The organism is Mycoplasma amphoriforme A39, assembly GCA_000723365.1.
Classification (GTDB): Bacteria; Bacillota_I; Bacilli_A; order Mycoplasmatales; family Mycoplasmoidaceae; genus Mycoplasmoides; species Mycoplasmoides amphoriforme.
Genome location: HG937516.1, coordinates 339,579 through 362,289 on the forward strand (window position 1 = coordinate 339,579; position 22,711 = coordinate 362,289).

The 22,711-nt window shown below is 30.7% G+C and carries 18 protein-coding genes; 10 read left to right on the forward strand and 8 right to left on the reverse strand.

Annotated elements, in window-relative coordinates; all coding sequences use genetic code 4:
• The first annotated feature begins 13 nt into the window (after positions 1–13).
• Genes serS through ABDB96_RS01330 form a run of 5 tightly spaced genes read left to right on the forward strand, consistent with a single transcriptional unit; the run spans position 14 to position 4,947 of the window.
• Positions 14–1,282 (forward strand): serine--tRNA ligase, encoded by a 1,269-nt coding sequence (gene serS, locus ABDB96_RS01310; protein WP_343251720.1) that lies wholly within the window; start codon positions 14–16, stop codon positions 1,280–1,282.
• Positions 1,282–1,989, forward strand: a complete 708-nt coding sequence (gene tmk / locus ABDB96_RS01315; protein ID WP_343251721.1) for a dTMP kinase — start codon at positions 1,282–1,284, stop codon at positions 1,987–1,989. Before serS ends, tmk begins: the two co-directional genes overlap by 1 nt.
• A gap of 3 nt (positions 1,990–1,992) precedes the next feature.
• Positions 1,993–2,823, forward strand: coding sequence for a hypothetical protein (locus tag ABDB96_RS01320; protein WP_343251722.1), 831 nt, complete (start codon positions 1,993–1,995; stop codon positions 2,821–2,823).
• Positions 2,816–4,159 carry a tRNA uridine-5-carboxymethylaminomethyl(34) synthesis GTPase MnmE gene (gene mnmE / locus ABDB96_RS01325; RefSeq protein WP_343251723.1) on the forward strand — a complete coding sequence of 448 codons (1,344 nt, stop codon included), beginning with the start codon at positions 2,816–2,818 and terminating at the stop codon, positions 4,157–4,159. Before ABDB96_RS01320 ends, mnmE begins: the two co-directional genes overlap by 8 nt.
• Before the next feature lie 2 nt (positions 4,160–4,161).
• A complete protein-coding gene (locus ABDB96_RS01330) occupies positions 4,162–4,947 on the forward strand; it encodes a TatD family hydrolase (RefSeq protein WP_343251724.1) in 786 nt (261 codons plus the stop codon).
• Here the strand turns inward: ABDB96_RS01330 and ABDB96_RS01335 are convergent.
• Positions 4,944–6,269, reverse strand: a complete 1,326-nt coding sequence (locus ABDB96_RS01335; protein WP_343251725.1) for a DUF2130 domain-containing protein — start codon at positions 6,267–6,269, stop codon at positions 4,944–4,946. The genes ABDB96_RS01330 and ABDB96_RS01335 overlap by 4 nt on opposite strands.
• A gap of 199 nt (positions 6,270–6,468) precedes the next feature.
• Between ABDB96_RS01335 and ABDB96_RS01340 the strand changes: the two genes are divergently transcribed.
• Positions 6,469–8,187 carry a septation ring formation regulator EzrA gene (locus ABDB96_RS01340; RefSeq protein ID WP_343251726.1) on the forward strand — a complete coding sequence of 573 codons (1,719 nt, stop codon included), beginning with the start codon at positions 6,469–6,471 and terminating at the stop codon, positions 8,185–8,187.
• Here ABDB96_RS01340 and ABDB96_RS01345 read toward each other — a convergent pair.
• Positions 8,184–9,092 (reverse strand): DUF5378 family protein, encoded by a 909-nt coding sequence (locus tag ABDB96_RS01345; RefSeq protein WP_343251727.1) that lies wholly within the window; start codon positions 9,090–9,092, stop codon positions 8,184–8,186. The two genes, ABDB96_RS01340 and ABDB96_RS01345, sit on opposite strands and share 4 nt — an antisense overlap.
• 237 nt (positions 9,093–9,329) lie before the next feature.
• On the opposite strand from ABDB96_RS01345, the gene ABDB96_RS01350 reads away from it, so the two are divergent.
• From ABDB96_RS01350 to ABDB96_RS01360, 3 genes are all read left to right on the forward strand, one after another.
• Entirely contained in the window at positions 9,330–12,596 is a 3,267-nt protein-coding gene (locus ABDB96_RS01350; protein WP_343251728.1) for a DEAD/DEAH box helicase, read from the forward strand.
• Positions 12,597–13,074: 478 nt separating this feature from the next.
• Positions 13,075–15,051, forward strand: a complete 1,977-nt coding sequence (locus ABDB96_RS01355) for a transketolase-like TK C-terminal-containing protein (protein ID WP_343251729.1) — start codon at positions 13,075–13,077, stop codon at positions 15,049–15,051.
• A gap of 137 nt (positions 15,052–15,188) precedes the next feature.
• Complete coding sequence (locus ABDB96_RS01360; RefSeq protein WP_343251730.1) at positions 15,189–15,785, forward strand: sigma-70 family RNA polymerase sigma factor; 597 nt, start codon at positions 15,189–15,191, stop codon at positions 15,783–15,785.
• Positions 15,786–16,173: 388 nt separating this feature from the next.
• On the opposite strand, the gene trxA is transcribed toward ABDB96_RS01360, so the two are convergent.
• Both trxA and topA read right to left on the reverse strand, forming a co-directional pair.
• Positions 16,174–16,494, reverse strand: a complete 321-nt coding sequence (gene trxA, locus ABDB96_RS01365; protein ID WP_343251731.1) for a thioredoxin — start codon at positions 16,492–16,494, stop codon at positions 16,174–16,176.
• A gap of 102 nt (positions 16,495–16,596) precedes the next feature.
• Positions 16,597–18,657 (reverse strand): type I DNA topoisomerase, encoded by a 2,061-nt coding sequence (gene topA, locus ABDB96_RS01370; RefSeq protein ID WP_343251732.1) that lies wholly within the window; start codon positions 18,655–18,657, stop codon positions 16,597–16,599.
• Positions 18,658–19,345: 688 nt separating this feature from the next.
• On the opposite strand from topA, the gene ABDB96_RS01375 reads away from it, so the two are divergent.
• On the forward strand, positions 19,346–19,759 hold the full coding sequence (locus ABDB96_RS01375) for an HIT family protein (protein ID WP_343251733.1): 414 nt from the start codon (positions 19,346–19,348) through the stop codon (positions 19,757–19,759).
• A gap of 2 nt (positions 19,760–19,761) precedes the next feature.
• Here ABDB96_RS01375 and ABDB96_RS01380 read toward each other — a convergent pair whose 3' ends face one another.
• From ABDB96_RS01380 to ABDB96_RS01395, 4 genes are read right to left on the reverse strand one after another with little or no spacing between them, the layout of a single operon-like run.
• Positions 19,762–20,496, reverse strand: a complete 735-nt coding sequence (locus tag ABDB96_RS01380; protein WP_343251734.1) for a DUF5453 family protein — start codon at positions 20,494–20,496, stop codon at positions 19,762–19,764.
• A 13-nt stretch (positions 20,497–20,509) separates the two neighbouring features.
• On the reverse strand, positions 20,510–20,902 hold the full coding sequence (locus ABDB96_RS01385; protein ID WP_343251735.1) for a DUF1948 domain-containing protein: 393 nt from the start codon (positions 20,900–20,902) through the stop codon (positions 20,510–20,512).
• Positions 20,903–20,960: 58 nt separating this feature from the next.
• Positions 20,961–21,521 (reverse strand): elongation factor P, encoded by a 561-nt coding sequence (efp, locus tag ABDB96_RS01390; RefSeq protein WP_343251736.1) that lies wholly within the window; start codon positions 21,519–21,521, stop codon positions 20,961–20,963.
• 6 nt (positions 21,522–21,527) lie between these two features.
• Complete coding sequence (locus ABDB96_RS01395) at positions 21,528–22,547, reverse strand: glycosyltransferase family A protein (RefSeq protein WP_343251737.1); 1,020 nt, start codon at positions 22,545–22,547, stop codon at positions 21,528–21,530.
• Positions 22,548–22,711: the final 164 nt, after the last annotated feature.

A 22,711-nucleotide genomic window follows, 5' to 3' on the forward strand; every position in this document is an offset into this window, starting at 1 on the left:
TTATAAGAAAATTATGTTAGATAAAGCATTGTTGAAAACTAATATCGAAGAGCTTAGACAAAAATTTATCAATCGTGGCTTTGATTTAAATTTATTAGATGAATTTTTAAAACTAGATAAACAGGCCAGTAGTCTGCTTCGTTCAATCGAAACGTTAAATAACCAACGAAATATCTTAGCCAAAAAGATTAGTTTAACTAAAAGCACAGATGCTACAACAATTAAAGAACTGCAAAAAGAAGGAGCGAAACTAAAATCAGCTAGCGAATCACAAGAAGCAAAATATAGAGAAATTTCTAAAAGAGTTGAAGCAATTGCTTACATCATGCCCAATTTGGCAGATGCTAGTGTTCCAATTGGAAAAGATGAAAAAAATAATTTAGAAATTTTTAAAGATGGTATCAAACCGTCTTTTAAATTTAATCCTAAACCACACTGGGATTTGGCGAGCAATCTTGACTTAATTGATTTTGAAAGAGCGACAAAAATTACAGGTAGCAGGTTTGTTACTTATAAGGGCTTAGGAGCGAAATTAATTCGGGCACTACAATCATTTACGTTAGATGTTCACACGAAAAAATATACAGAAATAATGCCGCAAGTTATTGTGAATGCAACCTCCTTTTATGGCTCTGGCCAGTTTCCTAAATTTAAAGAAGATGTTTTTAAAATCGAAGGGTCTGATTATTATCTATCATCAACTTCAGAGGTTCAATTAATCAATTATCATCGTGATGAAATTTTGGAAGAAAAAGATCTACCTAAATACTTTGTGGCTTCAATCACAAACTATCGCTCTGAAGCTGGTAGTGCTGGCAGAGACACCAAAGGCGTGATTAGACAGCACCAATTTTATAAAACCGAATTAGTAAAAATTTGTTTACCCAACGATTCAAAATTAGAACACGAAAAACTTACTCAAGACGCTGAAAGTATATTAAAACTCTTGAAACTTCCGTTTCGTCGGATTATTTTGTGTACAGGTGATATGGGTTTTAGTGCTAGCAAAACTTACGATTTAGAAGTTTGATTACCTTCTTACAATAGTTATAAAGAAATTTCATCATGTTCTAATTGTGGTGATTTTCAAGCACGAAGGGCCAAAATTCGTTATCGTGATAAAGTATCCAAGAAAACTTCTTTTGTTCATACTTTAAACGGCACTGGAGTTTCCATCGACAGGCTGTTTGCGGCTATTGTGGAAAATTATCAACAAGCAGATGGAACAATAACCGTTCCCAAAGCATTAATCCCTTATCTAGGTGTAGAGGTCATTAAATAATGGATCATAAGGGACTTTTTGTGACCTTTGAAGGACCTGATTGTTCTGGCAAGAGTACAGTTGTAGAACGATTAAAAAGAGAACTTGATCCGTATTTTTCAAAAGATGAAAATCAAATTTTTAATCTAATCAACAAAGAGAGACATCCTGAATTTTTTTTTATAAATGAACCGGGTGGAAGTGATATTGGTGAAAAAATTCGGGAGTTATTACTTTCTAATAAAAATAAAATGAAAAGCATGACCGAAGCGTATTTGTTTGCTGCTTCACGGGCGGAGTTATTTCACGGTACAGGTTTAGATTATCTAAAGAATGGTGATGTTGTAATTTGCGACCGTTATGTTGATTCTTCAATTGCTTATCAAGGGGCGGGAAGAGAACTTGGCGAAGATTTGATATTTAAACTGAATGCACTAGGGGCAACAAATAATTTAGAACCCCAAAAAATCTTTTTTTTTGACCTAAAGCCAGATCTAGTTTTAGAGCGCATTAAAATGCATCGAAATGACCCTGATCGTTTGGAACAATTGGATGTAAATTTCCACAAACGTGTTTATGATTCTTATACTAAGCGAATGAAAAAATTGAAAAAACTGGTATTTTCTATTGATGCAAATCAATCTAAAGAAAAAGTTTATAATGATGTTTTTCAAGAATTAACTAAAATTATTAAAGATCATTATAGAAGTAAAAAACACCATAAATAATTTATGCAAATAAATTTACCAATTTTGTCGCATGCTGTTTTAGTAACCGAATTAGAAGGCAGTTACTTTAATCTGTTCTTACAAAAATATATCAAAAATATTGTTTGTAATGCTAAGGTGGATAATTCTTTTTGCGATACTTGTTTATATTGTGTTAAAGTAAATACCAACACTTATTTTGATTTAATTGTGGTCGACGGCGGAAAACAAATTATTTCCAAAAATCAGATCATTGAAATTCAAAACAAATTTTTAACAACTGGGCTAGAACATTGCAATCAAAAAATTTATGTTTTAAAACAAATCGAAAACACTTACCCGCAAGGAATCAATGCCTTACTTAAATTTTTAGAGGACCCACCGCGTAATACATATGCGATTTTAACTACTAGAAATGAACAAACCGTTCCATTAACAATTCGCAGTCGTTGCCAACATTTCTTTTTAAAAAAAATCAATTTTGATTGATCAACAATTATCACCAACAATAATCTAAAAAAAACCGATATTAAAATTTTACAAAACTTATACTGAACAATCGATGAGGCTATTGAAGCAATCAGTGATAAAAGTTTTTTTGAATTGTCTGAAATTGGAAGTAAGCTTCTAAAAGCAAAGAAGAGTTTATCAGAAGTTAGTTTTTTATTTGAAAAATTTAAAAAACTGTCTTACTTACAAATTCGACGATTGTTAAAATTTATTATTAAGAATTTAAAAATTTCCTGTTGGGGAAAACTGGTTAATCTTAGTAATGATATCGGTTTAAATCCAATTCGAAGTAGTATTTTTTGACAAATTATTCAAGAAATTGAAAAGTGTAAGCGACATGAATAAAACAATTTATGCGTTAAGTACAGCACCAGGAACCGGAGCAATTCACATTGTTCGGGTTAGTGGTCCGAAAACATTTGATATTTTAAATAAAATTTGTAAAACTGAAGTTTTTATTAAACATTTTCACATTCAAAGAAATGTTATTTGAAATTCAAAAACGCAAAAGGTAATCGATGATGTGCTCTTGATGAAATTTGTCGCTCCTAACACATATACCGGTGAAGATTTAATTGAAATTAATTGTCATGGTAGTATGCAAATAGTTCACCAAATTTTTGAACTTTTAGCAGCAAATGGAGCGATTTTAGCAACTCCTGGTGAATTCACTAAAAGAGGTTTTTTGAATAATAAAATGGATTTAACACAAGCAGCAGCAGTTGATGTCCTTGTTAAATCGTTGAACCCTTATTCGAGGGCTTGCGCGTTAGCATCGCTTTTTGGAAAAACTTCTGAACAACTAACAGTTTTTCAAAACGAAATCTTTCAGTTAATTGGCACAATTGAAGTTTTGATTGATTATCCTGAATATGAAGATTTAGAAAAAGATCTAAACACATGAATTAATAAAACAAAAAATCTAAAACAAAAACTTATAGCAATAATTAACCAATCTTCCAGATTAATTAGCATTAATTCTGGTTTTAAAATTGCTATTATTGGTGAACCAAATGTTGGTAAGTCTTCTTTACTTAATGCCTTGGTTAACAAAGAAAGAGCCATTGTTTCGAACGTTGCTGGAACAACGAGAGATGTGATTGAAGCTTATCTAGAAATTAATCAATTTTCAGTATCATTACTTGATACCGCCGGTATTCACGAACACCGTTCACAATTAGAAAAAAAGGGAATCGAAAAAACACACGAAACGATTAAAGAAGCTAACCTTGTGATTTTAGTTCTAGATGCTAATAAAAAAAGCTCGAGACATCTGGAAATTTTAAATGATTTAACCAGACTAGAGAAAAAATATATTCTCTGCTATAACAAAAAAGATTTGATTAAAACAACCCAAATAAAACCAGAAAACAATTGTGTTTTGATTAGTGCGAAAAATAATGAAATTAATGATCTGATCCACCAAATTGAAAGTTATTTAGAAGAATACAAACAATCAGCAAGCAACCTAATGTTAAATCAAAAATGACAAATTGATTTAGCCAATCAATGCGTTTATTTTTTAGATGAATTCGAAAAAATCTGCATGACTCATCCCTATTTGGATTTGATTATCGAGCCTTTGAAAAACGCAAATGAAAGCCTTTTAAAAATTCTTGGTAAAATTCAAAATTATGATTTAATTACTGAAATTTTTAAAAATTTTTGTTTAGGAAAATAAGCATGAAACTATATGACACTCACTGTCACTTAATGGTTGAACCATTATTAACAATCAATGATTTAGTTTTGAATACTGCGATTGAAAAAAAGATTTTTATGAATGTTGTTGGCTTTGACCTAGTTTCTTCAAAACAAGCGATTGAATATGCCGCCAATTATGACTTTATTAAAGCGTGTGTTGCAATCCACCCTAATGATGTGCAGAACCACGATCTCCAAGATTCCAAAAACACTTTAGAAAATTGGTGCAAAATATACCGAAAGCAAATTGTCGGCATTGGTGAATGCGGCCTAGATTTTCACTATTCTACTGAATTTAAAAACCAACAATATGAATTTTTAAAAATGCAACTAAATCTGGCTGTTGCATTCAATTTACCGTTAATGCTTCACGTTCGCGATGCTCATGATGAAATTGTTAATTTTTTAAAAAAGTATTCGCTGAAAATTCCTGTTATTTTTCATTGTTTTAGTCAAGACGAAAGAATTGCTAAACTAATTTTATATGAATTGAACCATCTCGATATTTATTTTTCAATTCCTGGTATTATTACTTTTAAAAACGCAATTAGTGCTCAAGAAGCCGTGAAGCAATTGCCATTAGAAAGATTGCTGGTTGAATCGGATGCACCTTGATTAGCGCCAACCCCCTTTCGTGGTAAAACCAACCAACCTAGTTATGTTGAGTACACAATTAGACAGATTGGTTTGTTAAAAAAGATTGATCCTGAAACTGTGGCTACAATAACTTTTAACAATGCTTGTAAAATTTTTTTGAAGCGTTAATCTTCAACAGCTTTTAATAATGAATTTAGTTTAAAGCCTTCAATTTTATTTACTACGGTTTCCAAATGGGTTTCACTAACAATCCGGGCAGATTCGGAGATCTTGTTTGCATCTTTTTTAATGCTTTCGGCATGTTTTAAAATATCTTCAGTTTTTGTTCGAATATTTTTTACAGAATTATTTAAGATTTCAGTTTTCATCTTCTCAAAACGTGACTGAATATCTTCCTTTTTTGCAAAATCAGGAATGTTTAGTTTTAGTTCTTCATTTTTCTTAAACAAGTGCCGCATTAATCCTAAAAAAGTGTTCGTAAAATCGGGACGACACATGAACATGTTGTTTTTTTCTTTTACCATCTGTAAACTAATAATTTCTTCTGGTTCTAATTCTGTTACTAGTAAAGCGTATTGGGTTTGATTTTTTTGTGCATCTTTTTCTAATTTATTGAAGTGAGCCGAATTTTTTTTCCCAGCTACTGTTAGATTACTTTGAGTTTTTGCCTCAATAGTTACAACTGGAATAAAATTATTACTTTTTTGTGATTTGATTTCAAAAATAAAATCAGCCCGAGTATCGTCTTCATCGGAATTATGGGAGGTGGTTTGTTTAACCAAACGACAGTCCTCTAACAAACCAAAACTTTCTTCAAAACTTTCTTTAATTCTTCGTTCTAAATCTTCACCTAATAGTTTCACATTGGTATTTAAGGTCTTATACTTTTCCGTGTAACTTTTTTTGAATTCTTCAATTTCCTTAAATTTATCTTGTTCAATTTTTGATTTAAACTTTGTTATTTCTTGTTCAACTTGAGCTGTTAAAGTAACTTCTTTCTTTTCGAATTCTTGTTGTAAGATGGTTTTTTGATATTCATGATCCTTTTTTAAATTTTCACGTTCATTATTTAACTGATCGTTCTTATGTTTGTATTCTTGTTTGATATTTTCTAACTTATATTCATGTTCTTGTTTGTAATTTTGCAATTGATGTTTATATTCTTCATGTAAGAGTTTTTCTTTTTGTTCAATTTTTTCTTGTAAACTCTTTTCTAAATTTTCATTCTCGAGTTTTAATTTATCGACTGCTTCTTTTAATTGAACATAATGATCACTTGAGCGAAACTCGTTTTCCCAATGTTTTTTATCTTGTTCAAGTTTCTTTCGATAACGGTTTTCCAATAAATTAGTAATTTCGGTTTCAATTTTGGAAGTATCAAATTCTAATAAATCCTTAATTGAAAACCAATCACCTTTGCTTGCGTCTTCTTGTAATTCAAATTCATAACCATCTAAACTAAGTGCAGCAACCCTTACTTTTTTTGCCATATTTATTTTCTCCAATACTATATGTTATGCCTGGATATTATATTAAATTTTAGTTTAAGTTAGAGAGAAGTTATTTTTCAGTGAATTTTAAACCCAGGTTTCTTTAAAAAAGAAAACTAACATTTTTATTTTCTTAATAATTCAGAATCTGAAAAATATATAATCTGTATAAAAAATAACCAGACATTGTTCACAAATTATGACTTTTACTGTTTCGCATTACCTTGCTTTCATTTTAATTTTCTTGTTTATTATTGCATTAATTGTTTATAGCATTTATGCCTTTATCTTTGTTAGAGTGCGTAAAAGTGTTAATCAACTTTATAAAGATCAAAACACTTATAATGAATTATCGGCTAATTCTTTTATTGGGGCTACCAAACCTTTTGAATTACTATCAAGGAATAAGCGATATCTAGAACATGTTGTTACTTATATGAAAAATTTTGATGCTCATTATAAATCACAATTAAACACCACACTAGCATCAATCAATGAATTAACCAACTTAAAAAATCATTTTGATTTGAAGTTTGCAAAGTCCACATCGGCCCAAATTAATAATTATTTTCTTGTTTTAAATGATCTTAAAAAACATTTTAATGAGTTAACTGTAAACTCATCAATTTACCAAAACAGTGCTTCACGCTTGGTTGTAACTTACCGAAATCTTGTTAATAATTTATCCTTGTTTTTAAAACAACACATTTTACCTAAATATGATAGTGTGATTTTTAAAGATTCTTTAAATAACATTTCGTCAGTTTTTAATGATGCAGACGATTCATATAACACTTTAAAAAACGACATTTTTATTAAGAATATGGAAAATTTACGTAAAGTGATTCACTCGCTACTAGTGTGTGTTAATAAACTATATACCCTTGATAAAAAAAATGATTATGTTAAGTTTTTAATTAAAGAAATCAATCTGCATTACCAGCAATCACGAAAAGATCCTAATGTTTCACAGTTTTCGCAACTAAACGGAATTTATCGAGTGATTAGCGAATCATCGCTTTCTGTTCAAAAAGTTGACGAACACTTACACTTATTTGAATTTAAAGAATCAGAGGTAAAAATTCAAGATTTACTAACAATTTTAGTGCCGCTTAAAAAACATTTATATGATGAAAGCCACGCTAAGCAAATCATTAATTCTGGTTTTGAAAATTTCATTAAAAGTGCAAATCTATTCGAAACTAAATATCACGAGTTAGCCCAAGCAATTAACAAAGTCGGAGAAAATTTTTCTCGAGACGTTGAGATCACGACACGAACGAATCAAATTGACCAACATCTTAATGAAATTCGTGAAGCAATTCAGTCAATGCAATTTGAACGCGAACAACAAAAAGATGATTACAGTGTTCTTTTAGAAAAAATGAATTTCATTATTTCAGCCATTTCCACCCTTCGCACTCGCCTAGAAGAATTAATTTTAATTGCTGATAAAAAAATGAATATTTATAAAAATGTTATTTACGGTATTAATAACTTAAAATTAAGATATTCACAATTAGAGTCGATTATTGAAAATAATAAATTTTTTCCTGATCAATTGACAATAAATGAGTTTTTAACGCTTAAACAAGAAGTTGATTTAAAAGAGAAAGCATTATATTCGGATTATAATCTAGCGATTAAAAATTTTGATGAATTTGCAAAAAATGCTAATAAGACATTTATTAAAACACTAAAAGTAATTGTTGATCTTGCTACACTAAAAGAAATTTCGCGAGCAATCTTTTTATATTTAAACAAATATCGTTCTGAAAGTTCTGACATTCAAAAACATTTGGTTTTAATTGAAGAGGTTTTCGATGAAGGTGATTACGAAAAATGTGTGCATAGTTTGATTCGAGTTTTAGAAATCATGAAGCAATCAGCAGCTAAATTTAATATGAATTTAAACTAGGATTTTTTACACTTAAACTTATATCACTTTGCAGAAAGGTTTTTGTACCAATCTAATTCAAGTAGGCGGAGGTGCACTTTTGACCGTCATGATCTCGCCCAGATTTCAATGCCAATTCTAGTTAAACTTACTATAGCAATGACGATATAGGAGATAATGTAACCAACAATCATAACCGCTGGCCATTTAATCTTTAAGATTTGTTCAACGCGACTATATTCGCCTCCCTGTTGTCAATCTGCTTCTAGCACCCCTGTTGTATTTCCCATAATTTTGGGAATTAATGCCACCATAATGAGGATATAAGAAAAATAAAATAAAGCGAAGCCATGCATGTGGATTAAAAGCGTTTTTTTTCAATTTGTCGTTCAGCAAATCACCATCAGACTAATTAGCATGGACAAATAATGTATCATGAAATACAATTCGCCACCGTGGTAGCCGACAAAAATATAGATTCAGATCCCTTTGGGGTAATTAACCGGGTTGCCAACATCGTGAATAATTTGACCAAATAAGGTGATTGCTGCTCCATAGAATCCAAAGGGTGCTAAGATTTGAGCAATTTTTTTCTTTTTTAAAAATAAAGATAAACTTCCAAAAATAATATAGAAAGGACAAAGATCTAATAATAGCAAGCGACTGTAATCAAGACCTTCTAAAGGTCGGTTCGGATCAGGTGGTGGCATCAAGGGACTGCCAAATAAATCGTAAAGAATTTTACCTCTTAGTTCGGGAACTAAATACTGAAGTTGACGTCCAAAAAAGGCATATCCAAAACCGATCAAACCAACAATAATTCAAAATCATTGATTACTAGCTATTTTTTTTGTTTTGGGACTAATAAAAATGATAAATAAGGCAGGAGTAGCAATAACGAATACAAAAATGATAGTCATTGGCATTTTATTATTTTTAAATAATTATTAGATTTAATTTTATCTAACAATTAAATTTATGTGATCATTATGCAAAACTAAGATCATTACAACGACTACATAATGAAAACACTCATTAATAAATTGGTTTATTTTAATGGCGTCAATAACTGTACCAATTTTTCTTAAATACCGACATAAATTTCTTTAATTTTACTTTCCTATACTATAATGCTTAATTGCATTAAAAAGGAATATTTTCGGATGACGCGTAAGGAAATTGAAAAATTTATTGACGACGATATAACTTTTATAACAGGCTTAAATTTAGTAAACCGGAGATTTGTGGTATTACTAAAAAACAAGAGCTCAACTTTAAAAGTAAAATTTTCAGTTTACGAGTCTTCGAAAAATCAAAATGTTAGTTTAGAGTTTAATCAAGATAATCAATTAACTAAATATACATGCAGTTGTGCTAACTTTAATCAACAACGTAAAAAATGTATCCATTTAGCGGCAGCTCTGCTTAAGTATTTTCCCGAACCAAATGAAATAAAATTAAAAATTAATCAATTTTCAGATCTTGATTTGACTAGTTTCAAAAGTGAATCTTGGAAAAAAGTAAAATTTGTTTTTGAAAAAATTAAGGATGAAACTTTTTCAAAGAAGCACTATTCTTTATTTTCTGTCGAAGCATTAATCGATGGCAGGAAAAAATTAGCAATTTTAGCCACTTACCAACTTTTTAATGATTTTCCTAACCAACTTAATTTAATTGAATTGAATGGTACTGGGCATAGAGTTGAAAGTAATTCATTCAACCAAATGGATTTACAAATTTTTCAATATTTAATTTCGAACCAACCCCAACAATTAATTGAGAAGACAGATTTAAATATTCCAGGAAATTCATTTTGGATTAGCGATAATTTGATCGATAAATTATTAGCAAAATTAAAGGAAGAATTGAATTCTAAAGATAACTATATTGAATTAGTTAACAAAAAAGCAAGTGCTTTTTATTTTGTTAGTAAAAATTCAAAGAAAAGAATTGTTTTAAAAAACTTTAAATCTGATAACTATTACTGTCAAATTCAAGCTTTTTTGGATGCGGAATGAATTAATGTTTTTGCATCCTGGACCAATAAAAATAAAAAGATTTTTTTTTTAGAAGATGCTGAAAGCCTAGCTTGAAAGGGCAAGTATAACGAAACCGTTAGTTTGTCAAACTGTTCGATTATTGACTACTATACTTTTTATTATTTACGCCAAATTACTGATTTTTGAATTATAACTAAGGACAATATTTTCAAAAAATTATTTGAATATTTACCGAAAACCTTTTATGAACTATCCTACAGTTCAAAAAATAAATTGTTTGAACGCAAAATCAAGTTTTTATATTTCAATGAGGGCTTGCCTTTTAGTGTTTTGTCTTGTGATAAAGAAATTAATTTGAAAGATCGGCTTGCCATTTATGAAAAAACCATTGTTAATTGTGCTGATATCAAAACGAAAGAGACTAAAAAATCACTAAATAAAGATGCTTCTGCAAAAATCACTGCTAGTTTAATTGAAGAGATTGTTGGCTTCTTTAAAAGTTTTCCAAAAACCGATTTAATCCAATGCAAGATTGATAAAAATTTAACAAATGAAGGTTTTTTACATTTTAATTATTCAAATTTAAAAAAAATTACAATTCAAAAAGGTCAGAAAGGCAAATTAATTATCCGCTGCGATCGTGTTAATTTTAGTATTTCAGAACTTAGTGCGATTTGCAAAGAATATAATGGTCAAAACGATTTAATTATCACCAAAGATTGTTACTATCAATTAAAGAGTCCTGAAAATATTTTATTTTGTGAATTTTGGTCAAAATTTGATTTTTATGATGCTAAATCTGATGGTCTAGGTACTTTTGAATTTCCCAAATTTCGAGCATTTGATTTATTATCAGCTTTTGGGGATGACGTGGAATTATTAAAAAAATATGCCGATGATTCGGTAATGGAGTTAATCGAGTCATTCCAGCAAAAACATCATAAAAGCGTTAGGGACAAACTAATCGATAAGCCCTTTGACAAACTGCTGCGTGATTATCAGAAAGAGGGCCATTTATGAATGCGAAAATTACAAAATTATTCCTTTGGTGGGATTTTAGCTGATGATATGGGTTTAGGAAAAACGGTTCAAACCATTTCTTTAGTTGCACACGCTTATTATGCTATTCCTAACGATATTCCTTCATTAATTATTGTTCCGACATCCTTATTATTGAATTGAGAATCCGAATTTAAAAAGTTTGTTCCGGAGTTAAAAATTACTACAATTCGTGGAATTCCAACCGATCGACTTCAATTAATTGCTAACAATAAAACCGGAGTGGAAATCACTTCTTATTCTTATTTTAGACGCGATCTGGAAGAACATCAGAAAAAAATTTATAAGTTTGTGATTATTGATGAAGCACAAAATATTAAAAATCATGAAAGTAATTTATCGAAAGCGGTCAAAATGATCCATGCCAGTCACCGATTTGCTTTAACAGGAACTCCGATTGAAAACAGATTAACTGAGTTATGATCCATTTTTGAATTTATTACCCCAGGTTTGTTTGGAACTTATCGCGATTTTGTTCGTGATTACGAACGGCCAATTATCAAAAATGAAAATCAGTATATTACCGATCGACTTAAGAAAAAAATGAACTTTTTTATTCTAAGAAGGGTTAAAGAAAAAGTTTTAAAGGAATTACCACCAAAAACCGAAACTGATATTACTGTAGAATTGACTCCCGAACACCGTGCAATATATGAAAATCACTTGAATCAAACCCAAGAAAAACTAAACAAACTAATTCAAACAAATAAAGGTAATAACGTCCGCTTTCAAATTTTAAAACTGATTATTGAACTGCGCCAAATCTGTTGTAGCCCCTTAATTAAAGGATTTAGTTTCGAAGGGAAAAATGCGAAGTTTAATGCCTGTTTAGAACTTATTGAAGAAGCGGTTGCTAACCACAAAAAAGTATTAGTATTCACGCAGTTTTTGGGAATGATTGATTTATTTGAAACTGAACTTAAAAAACGCAAAATCACTTTTTTTACTCTAACTGGTTCGACGCAAAAAGACAAAAGAATGGCATCTGTGAACCAATTTAATTCTGATGATACACCTGTGTTCATCGCTTCATTAAAAGCAGGTGGGATCGGGTTAAACCTTACTGGAGCAGAAGTTGTAATTCATTATGATTTGTGGTGGAATATTGCTGTTCAAAATCAGGCGACTGATCGGGTGCACCGGATTGGTCAAAAAAAGCCTGTACAAGTTTATCGGATTATTGTTGATGATTCGATTGAACAAAGAATTATCCAAATTCAAGATTCCAAAAAACATTTAAGTAAATCGGTAATCAGTGACGACAAAAATCTTTTGGATTCGTTATCAATTAATGAGTTAGTGAATTTATTTAACCCTAATCAAGAGGTTGCTAAAAAGTACTTTGAAAAAGAAGTTACTGACGAAACTTAATTATCAATATGTTTAGGATTTTATTGGCGAGAATGCATTGTTAGTCGTGTACGTATTCAAACATTTGCTATACCAAAAAATAATCATGATTTCACCATATAAATTTATATTTTAAACACATTCAAAATATGAAATTTTAATTCTTTATTCAAACAATTTCGAAACGGTTGAGAAGATATTCAAGTTTTTTATTTGCATCACGAATCGTTGCATTATTTAAAATAAATTTAACACGAAAACAACTATCGGTTTTGGAGATTTTTTCTTTCACTAACTTTGTGATTGTTAAAAACTTTTACAATTTTAATGTATTTAAAAATTGTTAAATTTTCAAACTCATTATAGATATCATAACTTCGCCTTATTTTTAAATTAAAAGTTTGAATTAATTAAAAAATTAAAATCTTTTTAATTTATTTTTTACCGAATGATCTTTTGCAATTTAAAATTTACATAATTAGTATTATGGGATTTAATTATGAAAATGACTTCAAAAAAAAATAATTTGAACGAACTAGCAATTAATACAATTCGAATGTTGGGCGTAGAAATGATTGAAAAAGCAAATTCAGGTCATCCTGGAATTGTTTTAGGAGCAGCACCAATGATGTATGCATTATTCAAGAATCACTTGAATGTATACCAAAAAGATTTGAATTTTATTAACCGTGATCGTTTTATTTTAAGTGCCGGACATGGTAGTGCTTTATTGTATGCAACGATGTTGTTAGCCGAATATCCCTCCCTTAGCATGGATGATATTAAAAATTTTCGTCAAATTAATGCTAAAACTGCCGGACACCCCGAAAAACACTTATTACCTGGAGTTGATTTTGGCACTGGCCCACTAGGACAAGGAGCAGCAACTAGTGTTGGTTTTGCGATTGCTGAAGCAAACATGAATGCACGCTTTTCCACTTTAATTGATCATTATACATATTGCATACTAGGAGATGGTTGCTTGCAAGAAGGTGTTACTCACGAAGCATTAGCGATCGCTGGCAGATACAAACTTCATAAATTGATTTGACTTTTTGATTCTAATAACGTGCAGTTAGATGGAAATGTTTCTGATTCAACTACAACTGATTATGCAAAATTAGTCGCAGCCCATGACTGAGATTATCTTTTGGTAAAAAACGGCATGGATCACGAAGCAATTGACCAAGCAATTACTAAGGCAAAAAACAACAAAAAGCCAACTTTTATTGAATGTAAAACAATTCTTGGTTATGGTTCAACGGCAGCTAATTCGCATGAAGCCCACGGCAGCCCGATTAGCGCCGAAGGGATTAAAAAACTGCAGGATTTTTTCAAATATCCTCACGAACCATTTGCAATTGATCAATCATTACAATCACATTTCAAACCAATGTGAGCCCGTGGCGAAGTTAAATATAAAAAGTATGAAAAAAACCTAAAAACGCTTGAATCACAAAAACCAGATTTATACAACGCGTATCACAACCAACTAAACAAAAAACTGAATTTTTCGCTTGCAGATCTAGATCATTTAAAAATAAAAGATGTCGAAGCATCACGAAACATTGCGGGTGAAGTTTTTAAAATCGTGAGCAGTTTAAATCCGAATGTTATGGTCCTAAATAATGATTTATCAGGCTCGACGAAAATTAAACCTGCAAATAAAAATAATTTTGATTTTAATAATTATCGTGGGCAAAACATTAATGTTGGGGTTCGTGAATTTTTAGCGACTGCGATTTGTGCTGGAATTGTTGCCCATGGCGGTTTGCTAGCAATTACTTCGACATTTATGAGTTTTGCTGATTATTGTAAACCAGCATTAAGGTTAGCAGCAATTAATCAAATCCCAATTGTTTGCTTGTTTAGTCATGATTCGATTTCAGTGGGCGAAGATGGACCAACCCACCAACCAGTTGAACAATTAACAATGTTACGAACAATTCCTAATGTAAATGTTTATCGCCCCGCTAATTTATTTGAATGCTATCACGCATTTCATCAAGCATTTATTAGTGATTTTCCTTCAGTAATTGTTACTAGTCGTTCCGGTTTTACACAATCTAAGCCAGTTGATATTAAAGCAAACGGGTTACAACCTTATTTTGTCTATGAACCTCAAGGCAAACCAGAATTTTTAATCTTTGCTACCGGTAGCGAAGTTGGCCTTGGCATTGATTTGGCAAAACGCTTTCAAAAAGATCAAATTCACGTCGGGGTTTTATCAATACCTAATATGAATATTTTTTGGAATGAACAAAACCCATTTTTTAGACTTATTAAAAAACTTGCTAACCATAGCGTTCTCATTGAAGCTGGCACCCCATACTTATGAAAGCAATTTTTCAAGCACGTCATTGGCATCAATCAGTTTGGTATTTCAGGAAAACCTAGTGATGTTAGCAAATATTTAAATTTTGATGAAGATGGTATTTATCAAAAAATTTCTGAAATTTTTGGAAACAAAGCATAATTAAGTCAATTCAAAAAATTAGAACAGTTTAATTAATCAAGGTTTATTTTTATTAAATATTCGTAGAAAAATCAGATAAGAATAGGATAGTTAATTTTCGAACTTTTTTAGGATAATTTTGGCTGAGGATTTTTAAGATGAAAAAATACGATGCAATCAACCAAAATGCTCCAGCGACTAAAAAAGATTTATTTGATAACTTTTATTTTTATGTTTTAGCAATTGTGAATAACATTATCAGACGTTATCCTGCAACAAAAAATTATCTTGAATATCAAGACCTGCGAACCATTGCTTACATTATTTTAACTGAAGCGTGGAGTAAATTTGATGATCGTAAAAAAACCGCATTTAATAAATATTTGGCTCTATATGTTAAAAATTACATTCGTACCTACATTCGTGATTTATTATTTGATAAGGAAAATTACACCCCAATTGCTATTTTAAGTGAAGAAAATCTTGATGTAATTTGTGCTAATAATAGTTCATGAAAATATGACCCTAATAAATATTTAGAAATGAATGAAATAAATGAATTGATTGACAAAAGCTTACAAAAATATTCCAAAAAACAGCAAAAAATTTTAAGACAAATTATTAATAACCATACGATTAAAGAAATTAGCACTAATTTAAAGCATTCAAGAAGAAAAATTCAATATTTAAAATCGAGTTTTTACCGAGATTTGTCTTACTATCTTTCTAAATCGGCTTGCATTAATTTTGTATAATTAACACGTGGCATCAACCACGTTAATTGGAAGGTAATACTTTAAAAAACTAACAAGTGCTTTTGTCTTTAAGTTAGAATATTGGAATTATTTTAACTTGCGTTTATAGATAACTGGTTGCGTTACTATTTTTAAAACTTGATTGTACAAAACTAAAGCCGGTAAAATTTATTAGACTAAAAACGGAATTTTAAATTTATTGGTGATAGTGTGTGTTGTATTTAAAAGGGAGTCAATATAGATAACCTTTGTTTGTGAGTTTAGGGTATTCAACTAAGTAAATTAACTGTTTTTACCCTGGAGTGATACCAGGGTGCTTAGTAAAAAAGAAGATCGCATTGTTGTTTGTCGCGATCTTCTTTTTGCTTAATTATTCAAAAATTAAGAGTTATTCACTCTTTAAAGTATTTGCTAATTTAATAATTTGTTCTTTTGGCATGAATCCAGGCGTTGGTTGACCAACCATCTTTCCTTTTAAAAAGGCAATTGTGGTCGGAATGGAAAAGATTTGAAATTCTTGGGCAACTTCAGCCACAACATCAACATTTAATTTAGCAAAAGTTACACCAGTAACTTCCTTTGATGCTTGTTCAAATAACGGTGCCATCATTTTACAAGGACCGCACCAGTCAGCATAAAAATCAACAAGAACGCGTTCGTTTTCTTCAAGTGTCTTTTTAAACTCTTGGGATGAATTGATTACAGTCATATTTAATAACCCTTTATAGTTCTAATTTATTTATAGTACTTAGTTTATAACAAGAATATTTTATAACCATTTATTTGCTTAAAGAAAAAGGTGTTAAAGAACTTACTTTTTTTCACTTTTTTTCACTTTTTTGCCCCGATTTGATTCGATATATCGACATTTTGGAAACCCCGAGCAACCAACAAAAGGCTTACCTGTGCGATTGGCTTTTCTTTCAATCAATTCTTTATTACATTCAGGACATTGTCGATCTAGTAGTTTTGGCTTCTCTTTTTCTTTTAAGGATTCATTATAACGGCAATCAGGATAACCAGAGCAAGCGATAAATTTTTCGCGACTACGCCGGTTAAAACGGTAAATTAAATCTTTATCACATTCTTTACAATTACGACCAACTTTTTCAGGCGGTTGTTTTTCAATGTTTGCTATTGCTTTATCCATATTTTCTTTAAACTCCGATCAAAATGATTGTAAATAGTGGAAGTATTCTTCTTTACCCTCGGCAATTTTATCTAACTTGTCCTCCATGTTTTTTGTGAATTCTTTGTTGATGATTTTCGGAAAATTATTTTCAAGTTCAGTAATCACCTTTCGACCCAAAATTGTTGGGACAAATGCCCGGGCTTCTAAGTTGGCATAACCACGATCCAAAGCAATATTAGACATCTTCGAATAAGTTGATGGCCGACCAATTCCGGCTTTTTCCAAACCCGCAATTAAAGACGCTTGGGTATATCGTGGCGGCGGACTAGTTACGTGTTTATTAATATCTACTGATTTTGATTGGTATTTATTGCCAATTTTTAAATCATTAAGTGGTAATTGGTGGACTGGATCTTTGTCATCATAATGGGTGTAGATTTTTTTATAACCATCAAAATCAATTTCCCTACTAGTTGCATAAAATTTATTTTCATTGTTAATAAACCGAACATCAACCCGTTTATAGCGAGCTCCGTTCATAAATGCCGCTACTGTTCTGATTCAAATTAGTTTATATAAAGCATAAAAATCTTTTTCTACTTTATCTTCAATTGATTCAGGCGTAATGGTTATATCAATTGGCCGAATGGCCTCATGGGCGTCTTGAATAGCAACTGTACTTGTTGCTTTCTTGGTTTTCGCAACTGATTTTGATAAATATTTTTCACCATAATTTTTTAAAATGTAGGCTGAAACACTTTTTTGGAAGTTGTCTGAGATCCGTACACTATCGGTACGTGGATAGGAAATCAAAGCAATCTGGTCACCATTAACGTTTACACCCTCATATAAGCGTTGGGCAACAGCGGTAATTCGTTTACTGTTTCAGCCCAATTTATTAATGGCATCTTGTTGCAAGGTTGACGTTTTGTATGGTTCTTTTGGAGATCGAGTAATGTATTTAGGTTCATCAATCGCATAAACCTCAAATTCTTTACTTAATGAATCTTTCACCGCATGAGCATCTTTTTCTTCTAAAAAGTCAATACCCGATACTTCTTTGGGTTCATCATATTTTAGTTTACTTGCTAGTTTTGGTGAGATCTTACGCAGAATCAAAGGTGCGTTATTTTTCAAAATAACATCGACAGTTCACCATTTTGTTGGAACAAACGCTTCAATTTCTTTTTCACGGTCTTCTAAGAATTTTAAAGCAACTGATTGTACGCGTCCAGCCGATTCAGCCCACAATGTGGATTTAACTAGTTTTGATAACCGAAAACCAATCATCCGGTCAATAATTCTGCGAGCAAACTGACTGCGAACCCATTCATTGTCAATGTCACGAGGTTTTTCTAGGGCACTAATAATGGCTTCTTTAGTAATTTCATTAAAGACAATGCGCTTGCATTTCTTTTGATCTTCCTTATTAATAATTTCATAGACGTGTCACGAGATTGCCTCACCTTCCCGATCAGGGTCACTAGCTAAGTAAATTTCTTCGGCAATTTTTGCTCGCTTTTGGATGTTGTCAATAATGTCTTTTTTTGATGTCTCATTTTTAGTACGTGGCTTGGGAACCACCCAGCGGGGCTCAAAGGTTTCTTCATCATAACCACCATTTCATACCGTTGGCAAGTCCCTAATATGCCCAATCGTAGCGACAATTTCAAAATCGCTAGGTAAATACTTTTGTAAAGTTTTGATTTTGTTAGGCGACTCGATCACTAATAATTTCATTTCTGATTTCTCCATGCAAAATACATTAAAAATATACTTAATAAATTTGCTTCCAAAGATATTTTTTAAGGTTTTTTTACCTTATCTATATATAGATAAATAAATATGGTATTAAAATCAATCAGTTAATGAGGTTGAATTTAAATAAATTCAGAATTAAAATTATCAAAATTTAGTCTTTTTTTAGCCAAAATTTACTTTTTAAAAATTATGTTCAAAAAAAACTAATATTGCAGTTTTGACAAGATTGCTTCAAGACATTTTTTTATCATCAATTACATAATTTTTAATTTTTATTAATTTGAAAAAGTAAAATTGCTAGATTTAGTTTTTAATGACTACAGATCATGGTGACTTAAAAGCGGCTATTAATAATTGAAGGCAAGGATTAGTTGCTGCACACTGTTGTGGTTAACGGCATTGAATTGCATAATGGTTTTGCTGGCGGCAAAGCGCCACCAATTTTGGAACCATTAAAATTGTGTTAAAAGCGGTAAAATTGATACTTTTGTTTTGATTCGCAGCAATCACAACTATAATTTTATATATACTAAATAGGTAAATTGAATTAATGAATGTAAAGATTATTGTTAGTAGCAACTAATCCAAGATAATTATCAAACCATTTAATTAAAAATTAAAGCAATGTAGTTTCATAAAAAAATTATGAACTTTATTGGAGGCTAAAATGGCTAAAAAAGAAGATTGTGTATTTTGTAAAATTGTGTTATCAAAAATTCCAGCAAAGGTTTTAGGCGAAACTGATCATGCCCTCGCTTTTTTAGATGTAAACCCTGTGGCTAATGGGCACACCATTATTATTCCTAAAGATCATTATGAGAATTTATCAAGCACACCATCGGCCACTTTGAATGAAGTCATGCACTTAACTTCTAGTATTGCCAAAAAAATCATGAATTCCGCACTCGATCCATGGGGTATAAACTATTTATCAAATGAAGGTTCAGTGGCTGGACAAGAAGTGTTTCACTTTCACATGCACGTAATCCCTAAATATGCCCAAGGTGAGGGTTTTGGCTTCAAGACAAATAAGGTAAATCTTGAAAAAATTGACGTTGTTTATCAACAACTACAAGAATAATTTTAGATACTTGATAAACCAGCACTTGGGAGTTCGGGTTCTTCTTTTTTAGTTTTTGGTGATTGCTTATCACTCTTTTTCCTTGTTTCGTTTGCATCAAGATCAATAATGACAGCAGTATTATCAGCATTAATATTTTGGTTTTGATCGCTAAAGGCAACTTCGGTTTCTTTTTTTCGTTCATGAATTAACAACTGCGTATCAATTTTTAATCGGGAATATTTGATAAAACCTAAACTAATGACGCCAATAACGGTTGCAATTGCAAGACTAATTCATAATAAGATTCTTAAAATATTAATTGTGCTTGCAATTGCCCGGTCACTATCAATATATTCACTGATCCTTTTGGTTTTTCAGATTGCTAGATAAGTAAAGCCACCAGAATCATTTAAAGATCTAGTGAAATGAATTACAATACCTACGATCAAAGTAATCAAAACCAGAATTTCAAAAGCAAAAACCGCTAGTCCAATTAAATAAAATTTTGTATATTTTTTGTCGAAATAAAATTTTTTATAAGGATAATCAGCAACAAAATACTGTAAATCAAAATAATATAAAATAATTGAGATGATCACTCCAATTAATGGTGATGCTAGAAGAATATACGGATTAATAATGCCTGCTTGTAAATCTGTTACTATTTTATAAATAACAAGGTTAATTCCTATCGCTAGAACTAATAAGAAATTAGCAATTACAATATTATAGTGAGTTTTTCAATTTCGTTTCATGCTTAGATGATGGTTATTCAATAATTTTATCAATTATTGCGTGCAAAATTTTTTTTAATTTTGGCTCGCCATAATGATCCATGGTGATTAAAGATTGATCAATTAGGATCGCCTTGTCTGTTTTGTGGGCTAACCTTTCATTATACACTTCGTGAATAATGGCTTTTAAAATTAAATCCATTTGTTCATAAGATCATTTGGATTTTGTTGTTAAGGCTTGAATTTTTGCAATTGTCTTATTTAAATTATAAGAAAAATAAGTGACAATTTTAATTTGTCACGGATCGATATCAGGAAAAGTTTTTAATTCGTTAATAATTGTTTTAGGATCTTGCTCATTTTTGGCAAGACATGAAAAAATGTATTCAAAAACCGCGACCCGTTTGGCTCAAATTTGTTTTTTCATAAATTTAACTTAACGTTTATGCATAACTTTGGGTCAAATTGTTAAATATCAGAAAGAGTTAGGCACGTTTGTGAAATGATCCATCTTCGGTGGAAACAATGATTTTTTCACCAGTTTTAATAAATTGCGGAACATCTAAAACATATCCAGTTACTAAGGTGGCTTTTTTCATGGCGTTGGAAACACTGTTGCCCTGAACAGCATCCTCAGCATATTTCACTTCTAAAACCACTTTATCTGGTAGCGATAAACCTAAAATTTCGTCCTTGTATGACAGGACACTAACTTCGACACCTTCAGTAATAAAGTTTTTTTCGTATTCTAAAGTACTTGTAGGTACTTCAATCTGTTCATAGGTGTTATTATCCATAAAAACATATGTCGAATTATTTTCGTACATGTAAGCCATTTTTCTTTTATCAACTTGGGCTTGTTCGACTTTTTCAGAAAAAACTTCTTCGGTAATTGAACCAGTACGTAAGTTTTTTACCTTACATTTAACAATGGCCTTGCGCATCGCTGTTTTATTGAATGAGTTAGAAATTACTAAATAGATACTATTGTTAAAAAAAATAGTATGACCAGCACGGAGGTCATTTGGAGCAATAATGTTTCCCATCAGTTTTTATGGTCCTTTCTTTTGAAGATCATTGCAAATATTAACAGTTTTTTTACTGTTTAATAAAAAATCATGAATTTTTTGTTTTTTGTTTGTGTATCGAATCACTTTTTTTGTTTTAAAATGCACGTAAATTGCAAAAAACGGTTCAAGGATTTTTGGAAGTCATGTATACGATGGTCGGCATGGTAGTTCGATGATCCGATTTCTTTGCTTTAATTCTTCGATAAAACCTGGAAGTAACGTATAAATATAAACAACGACTCCAGCATCATTAAGACACATGTGTTTTAAAATGTTACATCATGTTTCAAATTTTAAATCATTTGATCACGGAGCTGTTGTGGAGTTACCTGGTCTTGATGAATACCAAGTTGCTAAAGGTTCACGAATGTAATAAACTGAACTAGTTTTGGAAATCGCATCGTGGTACATAATGCAGTCTTGATACCAAATGTTCTCAACTAGATCATCTAAACTATAAAATAAATCACGGCAATAAAATTTAAGCAAGGGTTGGCTATGTGGCGTTCTTAGTTTATGTTTATTTGTAATTCTTCTTGTTTTTCCAAAAAAAGGATTTAAAACAACTTGCTTTTTATTTGTTAAACAGTTAAAAGAACAAACAACCATCTGTTCATCTAGATGATTTGCGACTTTAGTTAATGCATTTTGTCCAAAATAATCATCGCTGTCTAAAATCGTAATCATCTTGCCTTTTGCTAATTTGTGCTTTTTGACATAATTAATTACTGATCCTCAATTGCCGTTGGGTTTTTTAAAATAAAAAATATTTTCGGGATACTTATCTAAAAATTCTTGAACAACACTTGGTGTTTCGTCAGTGCAACCGTCATCAATAATTAATATTTGGACTTGATTGTATCCATAATCTTGCGTTAATATTGAATTAATGGCAATCGGTAAATATTTGGCACAATTGTATGTTGGAATGATTACACTAAAATTAAATTCTGGTTTTCTTGATGCTAACATATTGGTCGAAGGAACAACGTGAACAAACATGGAACTATTTTATGCAGAATGTTAAATACTGTTTGTAAACTATATTTAATAATATCAAAAAATTAAGTAAATTCAGTAATTTTTTACTACCATCAAACCTAAAAAAAAGATGCATTTTTGCATATTTTATACTTCCTAAATTTTCATTTTGATTTGTAATTAAA